Origin of the sequence: Variovorax sp. RTB1, from assembly GCF_035018765.1 — a bacterium.
Lineage (GTDB): Bacteria > Pseudomonadota > Gammaproteobacteria > Burkholderiales > Burkholderiaceae_C > Variovorax.
The window spans coordinates 69,485-83,891 of sequence record NZ_JASJXG010000014.1 but is presented as its reverse complement, the minus strand read 5'-3'; the positions used below and the strand labels follow the sequence as shown (position 1 = coordinate 83,891).

The following is a 14,407-nucleotide window of genomic DNA, read 5'->3' as shown; positions in this document are numbered from 1 at the left end:
GTGATCACACCTTAAGCGTGTCGCGTGCAGCGCACCATGCGCTATGCCGCAGTTGGCGTGCCATATGTGCGAACGGGTCAGGTTGCCTAGACAGGTGCAGCCTAGACCTCTCACATGACAGGAAGGTACACGACCGCGCTGGGCGCAGGCCGGGAGCCGCCGTTTGCGCAAAAGGCGCAATGCGTGTTAGTCCGCGCGCGTCGCGCGCGCCTCTCTGGTCAGTGCCCGCCCGGCATCACCATGCGATGGCGGAGCTGATCGGCCACCACCGCCACGATCAGCAATGCGCCGAGCACCACCATCTGCAGATACGAGCCGACGCTGGCCAGGTTCATGCCGTTCTGCACCAGGCCGATGAAGATCGCGCCCATCACCACGTTGGGCACACGGCCGATGCCGCCACGCAGGCTGACGCCGGCGATCACGCAGGCCGCTATCGACTCGAGCGCCACCGTGCCGCCCAGATTGGCTTCACCGGTTTCGACGCGGGCCGTGAGCAGCAGTCCGCTGACCGCAGCGAGGCCGGCGCACAGCAGATAGGCGACCAGCAAGACACGACGCGTGTCGATGCCCGAGAGCGCAGCCGCCTTGGCATTGCCACCGACCGCCAGCAAGTGCGTGCCCGTTGGAGTGCGGCCCATGAGGATGCCGATGCCGGCAACGCACACGGCCGTCACAAGAATCGGTATCGGGATGCCGAGCAGCGTGCCGAAGCCGAACAGGTCGCTGAACTCGCTCGGCAAGCCCGACACCGGCACGCCGCCCGTCAGGAACAGCGCGATGCCGAAGCCGATCGACTGCACGCCGAGCGTCACGATAAAAGGCGATACGCCGATGAATGCAATGCCGATGCCGTTGACCAATCCGACCGTGAGGCCGGCGAGCATGCCGCACAGGCAGCCGACGATGACGACGACCCAGGTTGCGTCGGGCAACGCCACGCCCAGGCTTTGCATCGCCATCGCCGACACCACGGAGGTGATCGCCATGACGGTGCCGACCGACAGATCGAAACCACCGGTGACGAGCGCCAGCATCTGGCCGAGCGACACGAGGATGAGATAGACCGACTGGCGCAGCAGATTGACCAGGTTCTGGACGGTGAGGAACTGGTCGGACAGCGTACTGAACACGACGAAGGCGATCGCCAGCATGAAGGGCAACACACCCAGCCGCAGGAACATGCTGCGCAACATTCCAAGAACGCGGTGCGCAACGCCGGAGGCACGCGGGGTTGCCGCCGCGACGGCAGGACTCGGATTCATGACTTGCTTTCGTTGGAGCCGAAAAACAGATTGAGCACACGCGACTGGTTGATCGCTTCGCCCTGCAGCTCGCCGGCGATCTCGCCGCGGCACATCACATAGACGCGGTGGCTCAGGTGCAGCACCTCGGGCAAGTCCGACGAGATCACGACCACGGCCGCACCGCCCTCGCACAAGCTCTGGATCACCTTGTAGAGCGCGCTGCGCGTGCCGACATCGACACCGACCGTCGGCTCGTCGAAAACGTACAGGGCCGCCTCTCGCGTCATGCCCTTGCCGAAGAGCACCTTCTGCTGGTTGCCGCCCGAGAGCAGCGCGACCGGCCGGTCGAGGTTGCGCGGCGCCAGCTCGACCCGCGCTGCGGCATCGGACGAGAGCTTGCGAGCGAGCCGCTTGCGCAGCCAGCCGCCGTGGCCGCGCAGCGGGCCGCTCACCAGCGGCAGCGTGATGTTGGCGTGCGAGGTAAAGCCGAGCACCAGGCCTTCGGCCTTGCGGTCGGGCGGCAGATAGAAGAGGCCTTCGTCGAGCAGCTTGCGCACGGTGGCGCCGGTACGCTCCTGGCCTTTGAAAGTGACCTTGCCTTCGCTCACCGCATCGAGCCCGTAGATGGCGCGGAACAGTTCCGACTTGCCACAGCCCACGAGGCCGGCCAGCCCGACCACTTCGCCGCGGCGCACCACGAGGCTCGCATTGCGCACGCCGTTGGGCGAGCTCAGGCCTGCGACTTGCAGCACCACATCGCCTGGCCGGTTGGCGATGTGTGGATAGATCTGTTCGATGGCGCGGCCGCTCATCAGCTCGATGAGCTGGTCGGCGTTGGTCGCGGCGGCATCGACGGTCGTGATCTTCCGGCCGTCGCGCAGCACCGTGATGCGGTCGGCGATCTGCGCGATCTCCTGAATGCGATGCGAGATATAGACGATGCCCACGCCGCGGGCCTTGAGCCGCGCGACGAGCTCGAAGAGGCGCTGCGTTTCCTTGTCGGTGAGAGACGCGGTCGGCTCGTCGAGGATGAGTACGGAGACATCGCCGCGCAGGCCCTTGGCGATCTCGACCATCTGCTGCTGTGCGCGCGTGAGGCCTGACACCGGCGCGGTGGGGTCGATCTCGAAACCGAGGTCGGCCAGCATGGTTTTCGCACGCTCGCGCACGGCGTTGCGGTCGAGCAGGCCGCCTTTGCGCGGCTCGTCGCCCAGGCTCAGGTTCTGTGCAACCGAGAGAGTCGGGATGAGCGAGAACTCCTGGAACACCGCACTGATGCCGAGCCGCCGCGCGTCGTGCACGCTCGAGAATTTGACGGGCTCGCCGTTTAGGCGAATCTCTCCACTCGTCGGCGTGTTGGCGCCGGCGAGTAATGAGATCAGCGTCGACTTGCCGGCACCGTTCTCGCCGAAGAGCACATGCACTTCGCCAGCGCGCAGCTCGAAGTCGACATCGTCGAGCGCGAGCACGCCGGGGTAGCGCTTGCTGAGCGCCACCGTCTGCAGCAGCGGGACGGCGGCACTCATCGCGCGGGTCACGAAGCCAGCAGAGCCGGGCTCACTTGACTTCGAACACCGGCTTGAAGCTGGCAGGCGGCAGGATGTCGTCGAGCTTCACCGTCTTGATGTTCGCGCTGTCCACCACGAAGATCTTCGGGCCGACATGCTTGGTCACTTCCTTGCCCTCGAGCAGGCGCACCGCCTGGTCGACCGCGATACGGCCCTGGATGACCATCGAGTCGGCCGGCGAGGCCACGATGCGGCCCTTCTGGATGCCTTCGTAGACGCCTGGCGTCATGTAGAACGAGAGCACCTTCACCTTCTTGTCGAGGTTGCGCGAACGCAGCACGCCGGTGGCGGCTTCGGCGGTGACCGCAGTGCCGGCCACGTAAGCGAGGTCGGGGTTGGCTTGCAGCACGTCTTCGACCAGCTTCGACTGGACTTCCTTGCCGGTGTCGCCGTACTTGGGGTCGAGCACCACCACGGCGCTGCCCTTGACAGCGTCCATGAAACCCTTGTTCGCGGCTTCGACCCAGCTGGCGCCGGCAGGGCCGGGGAACCAGCCGACCTTGACCGGGGGCGAGCCGGCCGGGTGCTTCTTGGCGAGGTATTCGCCGGTGCTCTGGCCCATCGTGTAGAACGAAACGAGCGACTTGGCCGAGATGTCCGGCGAGTTGATGCCGTTGACCAAGTCGATCACCGGCACCTTCTTGGCGGCCGTCGCCTTGATGACGTTGTTCAGGCCATCGCCCGAGATCGCGCCGATGATCACTGCGTTGGCGCCGCGTGAAACGCAGTCTTCGATCTGCGAGACCTGCTTGCTCAGGTTAGTGTAGCCGCCGGCGTCTGCCACCTGCAGCTTCACGCCCTGGCGCTTGGCTTCTTCGATGACGCCGTAGTCGACACCCAGCCAGTACGCATCTTTCATGTGCGGGAACGACACGCAGATATCCCACTTCTTCGAGGCCTTGGCCAGCGGCTTGTAGTCGATCGGCGACTTCTTGCCGTCGGCCGCGAAGGCCGGCTCGGTGGACTCGGCCTTGTAGGGAAACCAGTCTGCCGCCGAAGCGGTGCCGTGCCACATGGTGGCGGTGGCCATCAGGGAGCTGACGAGCAGCGAGACGCGCAGGGATGAACGGTTCATGGTGAATACCTTGGGTGGATGAAAAGAAACGCTGGGAAAAAAGTGATTCAAGCGGCGAGCGCGGCACGCAAGCGGGCGAGTCTTTGCCGCTTTTCGGCACGGGCAGCCAGTGCGCCGGCCATGTCGACTTCGACGAAGCGGGCCTTGTGGTTGGGCTGCATCTGCGCGATCAGGTCCATGTCGGCGCTGATGACCGTGCCGACCATCGCGTAGCCGCCACCGGAGACGGCATCGCGGTGCAGGATGATCGGCTCGCGGCCGCCCGGCACCTGGATCGAGCCGTAGGGGTAGCCGGCGTCGACGATGTTCGAAGGGTCGGCACCGGCACCGAACGGCGGCGTGCGTTCGACGAACTTCAGCGGCGTGCCGTTCTTGTAGCGGTAGCCGATGCGGTCGGCTTCCGAGCCCACGGTCCAGGTGTCGGCGAAGAAGCTCTGCATCGACACCTCCTGCAGCCGATGAAAATACAAGCCCGGCAGCACGCGCAGTTCGATCTCTTTGCCGAGCACCGGCACGAGTTCGGCTGGCGCACTCCTGCCGGCTCGCGCGGCGGATGCAGTGGACGCGGTGTAAGCGGTAGAAGAGGGCGCGCCGACCGGCAGCTTGTCGCCCGCCATGAGCTTGCGGCCATTGAAACCGCCGAAGGCGCCGAGGCCGTAGGTCGATCGGCTGCCGAGCACCATCGGCACATCGATGCCGCCGGCCACCGCGATGCACATGCGCGCGCCCAGCTTCATGAAGTCGAAGCTCAGCTTGTCGCCGGCCTGCACAGAGAAGCTTTCATTCCGCGGCACTTCGATGCCGTTGACCTTCACCTTGGCTTCTGCGCCGGTCACGGCCACCGTCGCCGGCGCATCGAACTGCAACTCGGGGCCGAGCAGCGTGCATTCGATGACGGCAGCACCCGCGTCGTTGCCGACCAGCAGGTTGGCGAGCAGCAGGCTCTGCTGGTCGAGCGCACCCGACAGCGGAATGCCGAGGTTGTAGTAGCCGGGGCGGCCGGCGTCTTGCACGCTGGTCGCGAGACCCGGCTTGAGCACGTCAATCGCCATGGAGCACCTTCAGCAGTTGTGTGTTGTAGCCGTTCGGGTCGGCGAGAAATTCCTTCAGCGAGAAGGACACCGGCACGATGCGCAGCGCATAGGTGCCGGCTTCGACCTCGGCGATCTGTCGGTCGTATTCGACGCGGTCGATCGGCTTCCACTTGACAATGTCGCCCGGCTGAAAGAACACCATCAGGTCCTTGAAGTACGACAGCCGCTGGGCCGGGTCGAAGATCGGCGCCGGCGTCACGCCGAACATCTGGTAGCCGCCCGCGCCTCGCACCGAGTAGATGCAGCTGAAGCAGCCGCCGTGGCCCAGTGTGAGCTTGGGCGTGTCGGTGCGCGGGCTCAGGTACTTGGGCACCTCGATCTGCTTTTCGCGCTCGACCATCTGGAACAGAAAAGGCAGGCCTGCGACGAAGCCGACCATCGACACGAACCAGGGTGCGCCGGAATGGGCCGCGATGAATTCGTCGACCGAGGCGTGGCCGTTGATGCGGGCCGCGTACTCGATGTCGGTGCTGGTTGGGTCCTGGTGACGCTCGCGAAAGCGCATCAAGGTTTCGTGTGTCCACGGGTCGTTGTAGAGCACCGGGATTTCGATGATGCGGGTCTGAAGTTGCAGGGCGCCATCGCCCAGGTCGGCCTCGATGGATTGCAGGGTTGCCAGCAACGCATCGGGCGCGATCACGTCGGGGTCGAAGCGCACCAGCAGCGCCGCATTGGCGGGGCAAATCTCGGTCACGCCGGGCAGGGCGCGGCGCTGCAATTCGGTGCAGATCGCCATGCCCTTGAAGAACGCGGCCAGCGACATCTCCTCGCTGATCTCGACGAAGAGGTGTTCGTCGCCACCGAAGGTGTAGCGGGCTTTGGCCGGGACAGCAGTGAAGTCCTTCATGTCGCTCATGCGTTTTCCTTCGTGGGCAGGGTGACGGTCAGGGTGACGGGCGGGGTGGCAGGTGGCACGGCGGGTTCCAACGGGTTCGCCGTCAGCCATGTTTCAAGAAAGCCGGTGTGGAACGCGGCCTCGGCCACGGCCGCGTCGTCGCACAGCGCGCGGTGCAGCGGAATGGTCGTGTGGATGCCTTCGACCTTGAGTTCACCGAGCGCGCGCCGCATGCGGGCCAACGCGCTGGCGCGGTCGGTGTCGTGCACGATCAGCTTGCCCAGTAGCGAGTCGTAGTAGGCCGGCACCTTGTAACCTTCGTACAGCATGCTGTCGAAGCGCACGCCGGGGCCGCCCGGCACGACCAGCTTCGACACCACGCCAGGGCTCGGCATGAAGTTCTTGGCCGCGTTCTCCGCATTGATGCGCACCTCGATGGCGGCACCCGTGAGGCGTATGTCCTCCTGCTTCAACCGCAACGGCTGGCCGAGCGCGATGCGCAGCATCTCTTTCACCAGATCGATGCCCGTGATCATCTCGGTGACCGGGTGTTCGACCTGGATGCGCGTGTTCATCTCGATGAAGAAGAACTCGCGGGTGTCGTCGTCGTACAGATATTCGAGCGTGCCGGCGCCGCGGTAAGACACCGCATTGGCAAGCCGCAAGGCCGACTCGCACAGCGCGGTGCGCGTGGCTTCGCCGATGGCCGCCGAGGGCGCTTCTTCCCAGACCTTTTGACGGCGCCGCTGCAGCGAGCATTCGCGCTCGAAGCAGTGCACCACGCGCTGGCCATCGCCGAGGATCTGCACCTCGATGTGGCGCGCCTGGCGAACGAAACGCTCCAGGTACACCTCGCCGTTGCCGAAAGCGGCCTGTGCTTCGGCTGTGGCGGTGGTGAACTGTTGCCGCAGTTCTTCTGCGTCTTTTGCGACTCGGATGCCGCGACCACCGCCGCCAGCCGACGCCTTGATCATGATCGGGTAGCCGATGTCTTCGGCCAGCGCGATGGCGGCGTCGGCATCGGTCACCACGCCGACGCTACCGGGGACGGTCGGCACGCCGGCCTTCATCGCAGCGGCGCGTGCTGCGGCCTTGTTGCCCATGGTGCGGATGGCGTGCGGCGTGGGGCCGACGAACACCAGGCCGGCGGTTTCCACGCGCTCGGCGAAGTCGGCGTTCTCGGATAGAAAACCATAGCCCGGATGCACCGCGCCGGCACCGCTGTCGGCCGCCGCCTGCATCACGGCATCGACGTCGAGGTAGCTCTTGATGGCGTGGGCCGGGCCAATGCGAACCGCCTCGTCGGCCATCTGCACATGGAGGCTGGTCGCGTCGGCATCGCTATAAACGGCGACTGTCTTGAGGCCCAGCTCCTTCGCGGCGCGAATGATGCGAACCGCGATCTCGCCACGGTTGGCGATCAGCAGTTTGTCGAAGGCGGGTTCGATGGACACGGCTTTCATGTGGGTGCTGCTGGGTCCGTCAATCTGCCTCGATGAGGGCCACCACCTGGCCGGGATCGACCGGGTCGCCGTTTTCGATGGCGTAGCGCTTCAGCGTACCGGCCACTTCGGCCGTGACTTCACTGAACTGCTTCATCACCTCGACCAGGCCGAGCACGTCACCGATCGCGACCACGTCGCCCGCCGCTTTGTAGGGCGGCGCATCGGGTGCGGACTGGCGATAGAAGGTGCCTGGCAACGGGCTCAGGACTTCGTGGGAAACGGACATCGGTAACTCCTGGGGGAAACTGAAATTCGGCTGGGAACTGCGCTCGATGCTCAGGTCAAACCCAGCTCGGCAATGCCTGCAACGCGGATATTTTTTTCGGCCAGCAAGCTTCGCGTGGCGCGCACCAGCGCGAGCGCGCCGGGCGTGTCGCTGTGAATGCAGACCGAATCGAAGTCGATTGCAAGATCCTGACCATCGACCGTGCGCACCATGCCTTCCTCGCAGGCGCGGACCACCTTGCGGGCCACCGTGTCGGGGTCGAGCGCGCCGACGTGCCGGGTGAACACGATGGAGCCACTCATGTCGTAGTCGCGGTCGGCATAGAACTCGCGCACCACCGGCTGACCGAGTTCGCGTGCCACCCGATAGGTCACCGATGCCTCCATGCAAAAGAGATACAGCTTGGGTTCGATGATCTGCAGGGCCGTGACCAGTGCGACCGACAGCGCCTCGTCGCGCGCCGCATGCATGTAGAGCGCGCCGTGCGGCTTGATGTGCTGCAAGTTCATGCCCGCGAGCCGTGCGAACTCGCGCAGTGCACCAAGCTGGTAGACCATGTCGTTGACCAGCTCGTCGGCCGGTGCATTGATGTGGCGCCGCCCGAACCCGACCAGATCGCGAAAGCCCGGATGGGCACCGATACCAACGCCGTTGTCCCGGGCCAGCAGCACCATCTTGCGCATGATGTTCGGGTCGCCCGCATGGAAGCCGGTGGCAATGTTGGCCGAGCTCACCAGCGGCATCAGCTGCTCGTCGACGCCGTCACCGATGGTCCATGGGCCGAAACCTTCACCCATGTCGGAGTTCAGATCGATGAGCTTTTTCACTTGCGTTCGCCTTCGGTTCGGTGAGCACTCTGCCGGATGGGCTTTAGTGCGAAACGGAGATTAGCCAGCGCACCGAGAGACCGAAAGCATTGTTTTCAGACGGTGCGATATCTAAAAAACAGATGCGGGTGCGGCAGGTATTCGAGGCTACGCTCGGATGCGAGCGGTTGCGGGCTATCTGAATTTCGCGCTCGAAGCGGCCGTTGCCGCTTGTTCGCTGCCCAGGCTCCCCCTTGCAAGGTCACGCATGTCTCTCACTCTTCGCCAGCTCAGGTATTTTTCGGCCGTTGCCGAGGTCGGCCGCATCTCCCATGCGGCGCTTCAACTCAACATCTCGCAGTCGGCCGTGACCACTGCGATCCGCGAGCTGGAAGAACTGGTCGGCCAGCAGCTCTTCGAGCGCCATCCGCATGGCGTCGAACTCACGAAAGCAGGCCGGCGTTTTCTGGGTCACGCCTATGCTGTGCTGGCTGCGGCAGATGAAGCCGAGCGCATGCCGCACGACGGCGCACAGGTGGAGGGCTCGCTCACGGTCGCGGCCAGCTACACGGTGTTGGGCTATTTCCTGCCGCACCACCTGCAGCGCTTTGCGCAGCTGCATCCACAGGTCAACGTCAAGGTGCACGAGGTCGCGCGCGAAGCCATCGAAGAAGGCCTCATCACACAGCGCTACGACATGGGCGTGCTGCTCACGTCGAACGTCGTGCTGAGCGAGCTGTCGCTGGAAACCTTCTTCGGATCGCAACGCCGGCTATGGGTGCCGGCCAAGCACCCGCTGCTCGACAAGGCCGAGGTCACACTCGCCGACCTGGTGGCCGAGCCCTACATCATGCTCACCGTCGACGAGGCGGCCGCCACCACCCTCAAGTACTGGAGCAAGACGCCGCACCAGCCGGCCGTGCGCATGCGCACGAGCTCGGTCGAAGCGGTGCGCAGCACCGTCGCCAACGGCCTGGGCGTGACCATTCTGTCGGACATGGTCTACCGGCCCTGGTCACTGGAAGGCAAGCGCATCGAGACGATCAACCTGCGCGACGCTGTGCCGACAATGAATATCGGCCTGGGGTGGAAGCAGGGGACCGAGTCCACGCCGGCAATGACGGCGTTTCGGGATTACTTCAGGCAGCTGTTCCAGGATCCGACCTCGGTGCGGGCGGGGCGCGGGCGGCTGTGAAGGATTGGGTGATCGGCCAAGTGGGCGCCAGGAAAACACCCGTTGCTTGCTGGCTTTCTCGATTCATGGCAAAAACTCGGTTTTGACGTGATTCAAATAAGGTGACCAACCGTGTGTGATCTGAACGACCAGGAAGAGCTTAAGAAATACACTCGCCGCGACTTCGGTACGTGGGCCGCATCCGCCGGCCTGCTGACCGCGCTGCCCGCCGTGGCCAACGCTGCGGCGGTGGCCGAGCGCGAGGTGACCATCACTACTGCAGACGGCAGCTGCGACGCTTACTTCGTCGCGCCCACGTCCGGCCCTGCACCCGGCGTGCTGGTATGGCCCGACGTGTTCGGTCTTCGCCCCGCCTTCAGGCAGATGGGCCGACGGTTGGCCGAATCGGGCTATAGCGTACTGGTGGTGAACCCCTTCTACCGGCAGATGAAAGCGCCGACCGCAGCGCAGGGCGGCCAGACGCCAATCGCCCAGGTGATGCCGCTGATGCAGGCCCTGACGCCGGCCATGCATCTGAGCGACGGCAAGACCTTCGTGGCCTGGCTCGATGCCCAAGCCGAGGTAGACAAGGCTCGCAAATTGGGCACGACCGGTTATTGCATGGGCGGCCCGATCGCGGTGCGCACTGCCTCCGTGGCGCCCGGCCGCGTGGGCGCCGTCGGAACCTTCCACGGCGCTGCGATGGTGACGGCAGGACCCGACAGCCCGCATCGCCTGGTCGCCCAGACGCAGGCCCAATACCTGATTGCAGTGGCCCAGAACGACGACGCCAAAGATCCCGAAGCCAAGGCCAGCTTGCGCGCCGCTTTCGACATCGCCAAGCTGCAGGCCGAGGTGGAGGTGTATCCGGCGGCCCACGGCTGGTGCCCGCCCGATACACAGGTGTACGACGCCGCCCAATCCGAGCGCGCCTGGGCGCGCCTGCTGGCGACATTCGGCAAGGCGCTGGCCTGATTGCGGTAGCCGGGCGACGAGCTCAGGAGGGCTCGCTGTTCCAAAGCCAAAGCCGAACGACCACTTGAGGCGTTCGAAGTCGTCCCGCGGAACAATCAGCGGGGCACCGGAACTTGCCCTGACTGGGTCTTCACGACGTGCGTTCGCCGAGTCGGAAGTGTTGCGGGAATGCTGACTCGCCCGGGCCAAATGGCACAGCTTCAGGCTGCACCACGCCAGACGACACCTTGTCCGACAAGGAGGTCAGCGGTTGTCACCTTCCACCTGCAGGAGGGGCGGGCTAGCGTCGACACATTCGTGTGATGTGACTGGTAGCGCTGCCATGGTTACCTCACACAACGTCTCGCGCCGCTCCGCGCGACAACTGCGCCTGGCGGCTTCACCCCCGACAAGGAGAAGACATGAAAATTCTGATGGTATTGAGCTCGCACGACAAGCTGGGTGACACCGGCCTCAAGACCGGTTTCTGGCTCGAGGAGTTCGCTGCGCCGTACTACGTTTTCACCGACGCCGGCGCACAGGTCACGCTCGTCTCGCCCAAGGGTGGGCAGCCGCCGCTGGACCCGAAGAGCGACGAGCCCGACGCGCAGACCGATGCGACGCGGCGCTTCAAGGCCGACGTTGCGGCTCAGTCTGCGCTGGCGCACACCGGCAGGCTCGCTGATGTCTCGGGGGACGGCTTCGATGCCGTCTTCTACCCGGGTGGTCATGGCCCCTTGTGGGACCTGGCAGAGGACAAGAACTCGATCCGCCTGATCGAGGCGACGATCGCCGCGGGCAAGCCGGTGGCCGCCGTCTGCCACGCGCCTGCGGTGCTGCGTCATGTCCGTGGGGCGGACGGCTCGCCTCTGGTCAAGGGCCGCAAGGTCACCGGCTTCACCAACAGCGAAGAGGCGGCAGTGCAGTTGAGCGCCATCGTGCCTTTTCTCGTCGAGGACATGCTGATCGAGAAGGGCGGCCACTACAGCAAGGCGGCCGACTGGCAGCCGCATGTGGTGCGCGATGGGCTGCTGATCACCGGGCAGAACCCGGCTTCGTCCGAAGCCGCAGCCGTCGCGCTGCTGGACCAGCTCAAGCAGGGCTGACGACAAAAGGGCGCGCGGCCAACGCCGCGGCCTCCCGCCATTCACACCACAGAAAGCATCGCATGGCTTACCAGACCACGAATCCCTACAACGGAGAGGTTGGCAAGATCTTCGACGAGATCAGTGACGCACAACTCGAGGCCAGCATCAAGGCCGCCGACGAGTGCTTCCGCAACCACTGGCGCAAGACGAGCTTCGAGGAGCGCAAGGCAATCCTCAAGCGCGCGGCAAGCATCATGCGTGAACGCTCGCAGGGCTTCGCAGAGTTGATCAGCCTGGAGATGGGCAAGCTGATCGCGCAAAGCCAGGGCGAGGTCGCGCTGTGCGCGGCCATCCTCGATTACTACGCCGATCACGCCGAGGCATTCCTGGCGCCCGAGCGGCTGGCGTCGAGCCGGGGCGAGGCGATGGTCGAGAGCAGCCCGCTGGGCGTCCTCTTCGGTGTCGAGCCCTGGAATTTCCCGTACTACCAACTGGTGCGCTTCGCGGCGCCCAACCTGATGGCCGGCAACGTCGTGCTGGTCAAGCATGCGTCCAACGTGCCGCAGTGCGCACTGGCCTTCGAAGGGCTGCTGTCGGACGCCGGCGCACCACCCGGCGCCTACACCAACCTGTTCGTCTCCAAGGATCAGATCGGCCGCATCATCGATGACGACCGTGTGCGCGGTATCGCGCTGACCGGCAGCGAAGGCGCGGGGGCGGTGGTCGCGGCCCGAGCAGGCAAGAATCTGAAGAAGACCACGCTGGAACTCGGTGGCAGCGACGCCTTCATCGTGCTGGACGATGCAGACCTCGAAAAGGCCGTCAAACACGCCGTCAGCGGCCGCATGGGCAATGCGGGGCAGGCCTGCACAGCGTCCAAGCGCATCATCGTCGTCGAGTCGCTGGCCGATCGATTCCTGGAAGTATTCCAGGCCGCGATGGCCGGCTTCAAGCCGGGTGACCCGATGGACAAGGAGACCACGCTGGCACCGCTGTCGTCGTCGCAGGCGCTGAAGACGCTGCTCGGCCAGGTCGAAGAAGCGGTCGGCCGGGGCGCACGCCTGCTGATGGGCGGCAGGCGCATCGACGGCGAGCGCGGCGAGTTCATGCAGCCAACGATCCTGACCGATATCGCACCCGACAACCCTGCGTATCACCAGGAGTTCTTCGGTCCGGTGGCGCTGTTCTTCCGTGTCCCCGACGAAGATGCCGCAGTCAAGCTGGCCAACGACTCGCCCTTCGGGCTGGGCGGCTCGGTCTTCACGAGCGACATCGAGCGCGGTCGAAACGTCGCCCGGCGCATCGACACCGGCATGGTCTTCATCAACTCCAGCGCCGTCTCATCGCCGGAACTGCCGTTCGGCGGCGTGAAGAACTCCGGTTACGGCCGAGAACTGTCGAGTGCCGGCATCCAGGAATTCGTCAACAAGAAGCTGATCCGCGTCGCCTGAGTCTCATCGCCGCATGACGGCCGCATCGCTTTTGCACTGCGCGGGCGCATGGCAAGACGCGCAGCAAGCGGCAGAATTTCCTTGTTTCACGCTTGTCACGGAACCGCGACAGGAACCGCGACAGGAGACGCCCGGGACTGCCTCGCGTCAGACCCAACCTTGGCGCCACAGGGTGGCGTCGGTCAGTTCGCGCCATTGCAGCAAATACACCTGCTTGGAATGCACGGCCTCCAGTTCGACCTGCTCGACGCGTATCGACGGCGGCTCGGGCTCGATAACCCGCAGCACCACGAAATGCTTCTCGCGATTGCGCGGCGTCATCGCCGTCCACTTTGTCAGCAAAAGCTTTTTCGGGCTGAGCGGGTTCCTTCGCATGCAGTGTTTGGGCGCTGGCGCTACCGCCCCGGGGTCAGGAATCGGCCTCATAGCGGGTGATGATGCGCCACGGTCAGTCCTGCGGCAGCGCCAGTTCGATCTATTCACAAGCAGCCATTCGATCGGCCTGCAGTTCCGGACCCTTCGCCGCCAGCAAAGACTGCATTCACCTCAATTCAATCGGCATATCCTGGGTTGACCCGGTCCAGGACCCGCATCATCGCCGCGAAGTAAAGCTGCTCGCGCTCCGAGCGTGAGTGGCTGTCCTTCGGGTTTGGCGTGTCGACCCGTTTCACCAACTCCTCGGACAGCAGTGCCAGGGGTCGGCCGGTCGACAGGGCCAACACCTGCGCCTTGCAGACCTTCTCGAGCTTGTAGAGCCGTCGATAGGCTTGGGCGACCGTCTCTCCAATGACCAGCACGCCGTGATTTTTCATGAAGAGGATCTGCTTGTCGCCCAGGATCGCGCTTAGGCGCTCGCCCTCACTCAACTCCGCCGCCAAGCCCGTGTAGCCGTCGTCGTAGGCCACGTTGCGGGCGAAGAACGCCGCGGTCTGGCTACCCGGCAACAACCGGTTGTCCTCAAGCATGTTCAACGCCAAGGCCCAGGTCTGGTGCGTGTGCAAGACGACCTTGGCGCCGGTGATTCGGTGCAAGGGTGCGTGGATACAGAACGCGCTCAACTCCAGGTCGCCCTCGCCGTCGAGCACGTTGCCGGTCTCGTCGAACACGATCAGGTCGCTCGCCCGGGCCTCGGACCAGTGCCTGCCGAAGGGCAGCACCATGAACCGATCGTCCCGTCCGGGTACGGTCATCGTGAAATGGTTGTCGATCCCCTCTTCCAGCTCGTCGTAGACCGCCAGGCGGTTTGCCGCGGCCAGGTGCACGCGCGCGCGCCAGGTTTCGTCCGAAGCGTCCAGGTGGGGTGAATCGAGCGGGCGAATCGATACGAGTCGGGACATTGCAAATCTCTCCGGTGAATGGGCTGGATACCCACTGTAGCGACTGG

14 protein-coding genes are annotated in these 14,407 nt (G+C 64.9%); 4 read left to right on the top strand and 10 right to left on the bottom strand.

Annotated features, from left to right (window positions below):
• Positions 1 to 218: 218 nt before the first annotated feature.
• From QN397_RS11550 to QN397_RS11515, 8 genes are read right to left on the bottom strand one after another with little or no spacing between them, the layout of a single operon-like run.
• Positions 219 to 1,265 carry an ABC transporter permease gene (locus QN397_RS11550; protein ID WP_323497496.1) on the bottom strand — a complete coding sequence of 349 codons (1,047 nt, stop codon included), beginning with the start codon at positions 1,263 to 1,265 and terminating at the stop codon, positions 219 to 221.
• Complete coding sequence (locus QN397_RS11545; protein ID WP_323500928.1) at positions 1,262 to 2,773, bottom strand: sugar ABC transporter ATP-binding protein; 1,512 nt, start codon at positions 2,771 to 2,773, stop codon at positions 1,262 to 1,264. Before QN397_RS11545 ends, QN397_RS11550 begins: the two co-directional genes overlap by 4 nt.
• 31 nt (positions 2,774 to 2,804) lie before the next feature.
• Positions 2,805 to 3,890 (bottom strand): TMAO reductase system periplasmic protein TorT, encoded by a 1,086-nt coding sequence (gene torT / locus QN397_RS11540; protein ID WP_323500927.1) that lies wholly within the window; start codon positions 3,888 to 3,890, stop codon positions 2,805 to 2,807.
• A gap of 47 nt (positions 3,891 to 3,937) precedes the next feature.
• Positions 3,938 to 4,942, bottom strand: coding sequence for a biotin-dependent carboxyltransferase family protein (locus QN397_RS11535; protein WP_323500926.1), 1,005 nt, complete (start codon positions 4,940 to 4,942; stop codon positions 3,938 to 3,940).
• Positions 4,932 to 5,831 carry an allophanate hydrolase subunit 1 gene (locus tag QN397_RS11530; protein ID WP_323500950.1) on the bottom strand — a complete coding sequence of 300 codons (900 nt, stop codon included), beginning with the start codon at positions 5,829 to 5,831 and terminating at the stop codon, positions 4,932 to 4,934. The genes QN397_RS11535 and QN397_RS11530 overlap by 11 nt, the downstream gene beginning before the upstream one ends.
• A gap of 5 nt (positions 5,832 to 5,836) precedes the next feature.
• Positions 5,837 to 7,282 carry an acetyl-CoA carboxylase biotin carboxylase subunit gene (locus tag QN397_RS11525; RefSeq protein ID WP_323500925.1) on the bottom strand — a complete coding sequence of 482 codons (1,446 nt, stop codon included), beginning with the start codon at positions 7,280 to 7,282 and terminating at the stop codon, positions 5,837 to 5,839.
• 19 nt (positions 7,283 to 7,301) lie between these two features.
• A complete protein-coding gene (locus QN397_RS11520) occupies positions 7,302 to 7,550 on the bottom strand; it encodes an acetyl-CoA carboxylase (RefSeq protein WP_323500924.1) in 249 nt (82 codons plus the stop codon).
• A gap of 50 nt (positions 7,551 to 7,600) precedes the next feature.
• Positions 7,601 to 8,377, bottom strand: a complete 777-nt coding sequence (locus tag QN397_RS11515; protein WP_323497504.1) for a 5-oxoprolinase subunit PxpA — start codon at positions 8,375 to 8,377, stop codon at positions 7,601 to 7,603.
• Between the two features lie 247 nt (positions 8,378 to 8,624).
• Between QN397_RS11515 and QN397_RS11510 the strand changes: the two genes are divergently transcribed.
• The 4 genes from QN397_RS11510 (at position 8,625) to QN397_RS11495 (ending at position 13,023) form a co-directional block, all read left to right on the top strand.
• Positions 8,625 to 9,551: a LysR family transcriptional regulator gene (locus QN397_RS11510; RefSeq protein WP_323500923.1), complete on the top strand. Its 927-nt coding sequence runs from the start codon at positions 8,625 to 8,627 to the stop codon at positions 9,549 to 9,551.
• A 111-nt stretch (positions 9,552 to 9,662) separates the two neighbouring features.
• Entirely contained in the window at positions 9,663 to 10,505 is an 843-nt protein-coding gene (locus QN397_RS11505; protein WP_323500922.1) for a dienelactone hydrolase family protein, read from the top strand.
• Between the two features lie 401 nt (positions 10,506 to 10,906).
• Positions 10,907 to 11,590 (top strand): type 1 glutamine amidotransferase domain-containing protein, encoded by a 684-nt coding sequence (locus QN397_RS11500; RefSeq protein ID WP_323500921.1) that lies wholly within the window; start codon positions 10,907 to 10,909, stop codon positions 11,588 to 11,590.
• 62 nt (positions 11,591 to 11,652) lie between these two features.
• The gene (locus QN397_RS11495; RefSeq protein WP_323500920.1) at positions 11,653 to 13,023 is read left to right on the top strand and encodes an NAD-dependent succinate-semialdehyde dehydrogenase; all 1,371 of its coding nucleotides are present in this window, start codon (positions 11,653 to 11,655) and stop codon (positions 13,021 to 13,023) included.
• Positions 13,024 to 13,170: 147 nt separating this feature from the next.
• On the opposite strand, the gene QN397_RS11490 is transcribed toward QN397_RS11495, so the two are convergent.
• The gene (locus tag QN397_RS11490; protein ID WP_323500949.1) at positions 13,171 to 13,398 is read right to left on the bottom strand and encodes a TIGR02450 family Trp-rich protein; all 228 of its coding nucleotides are present in this window, start codon (positions 13,396 to 13,398) and stop codon (positions 13,171 to 13,173) included.
• A 176-nt stretch (positions 13,399 to 13,574) separates the two neighbouring features.
• Entirely contained in the window at positions 13,575 to 14,360 is a 786-nt protein-coding gene (locus QN397_RS11485; RefSeq protein ID WP_323500919.1) for a class II aldolase/adducin family protein, read from the bottom strand.
• Positions 14,361 to 14,407: the final 47 nt, after the last annotated feature.

Bases quoted from the DNA above. Each gene is read 5' to 3' on its own strand.
- QN397_RS11550 (WP_323497496.1), bottom strand. From the start codon at position 1,265: ATGAATCCGAGTCCTGCCGTCGCGGCGGCAACCCCGCGTGCCTCCGGC.
- QN397_RS11545 (WP_323500928.1), bottom strand. From the start codon at position 2,773: ATGAGTGCCGCCGTCCCGCTGCTGCAGACGGTGGCGCTCAGCAAGCGC.
- torT (WP_323500927.1), bottom strand. From the start codon at position 3,890: ATGAACCGTTCATCCCTGCGCGTCTCGCTGCTCGTCAGCTCCCTGATG.
- QN397_RS11535 (WP_323500926.1), bottom strand. From the start codon at position 4,942: ATGGCGATTGACGTGCTCAAGCCGGGTCTCGCGACCAGCGTGCAAGAC.
- QN397_RS11530 (WP_323500950.1), bottom strand. From the start codon at position 5,831: ATGAAGGACTTCACTGCTGTCCCGGCCAAAGCCCGCTACACCTTCGGT.
- QN397_RS11525 (WP_323500925.1), bottom strand. From the start codon at position 7,282: ATGAAAGCCGTGTCCATCGAACCCGCCTTCGACAAACTGCTGATCGCC.
- QN397_RS11520 (WP_323500924.1), bottom strand. From the start codon at position 7,550: ATGTCCGTTTCCCACGAAGTCCTGAGCCCGTTGCCAGGCACCTTCTAT.
- QN397_RS11510 (WP_323500923.1), top strand. From the start codon at position 8,625: ATGTCTCTCACTCTTCGCCAGCTCAGGTATTTTTCGGCCGTTGCCGAG.
- QN397_RS11500 (WP_323500921.1), top strand. From the start codon at position 10,907: ATGAAAATTCTGATGGTATTGAGCTCGCACGACAAGCTGGGTGACACC.
- QN397_RS11495 (WP_323500920.1), top strand. From the start codon at position 11,653: ATGGCTTACCAGACCACGAATCCCTACAACGGAGAGGTTGGCAAGATC.
- QN397_RS11490 (WP_323500949.1), bottom strand. From the start codon at position 13,398: ATGCGAAGGAACCCGCTCAGCCCGAAAAAGCTTTTGCTGACAAAGTGG.
- QN397_RS11485 (WP_323500919.1), bottom strand. From the start codon at position 14,360: ATGTCCCGACTCGTATCGATTCGCCCGCTCGATTCACCCCACCTGGAC.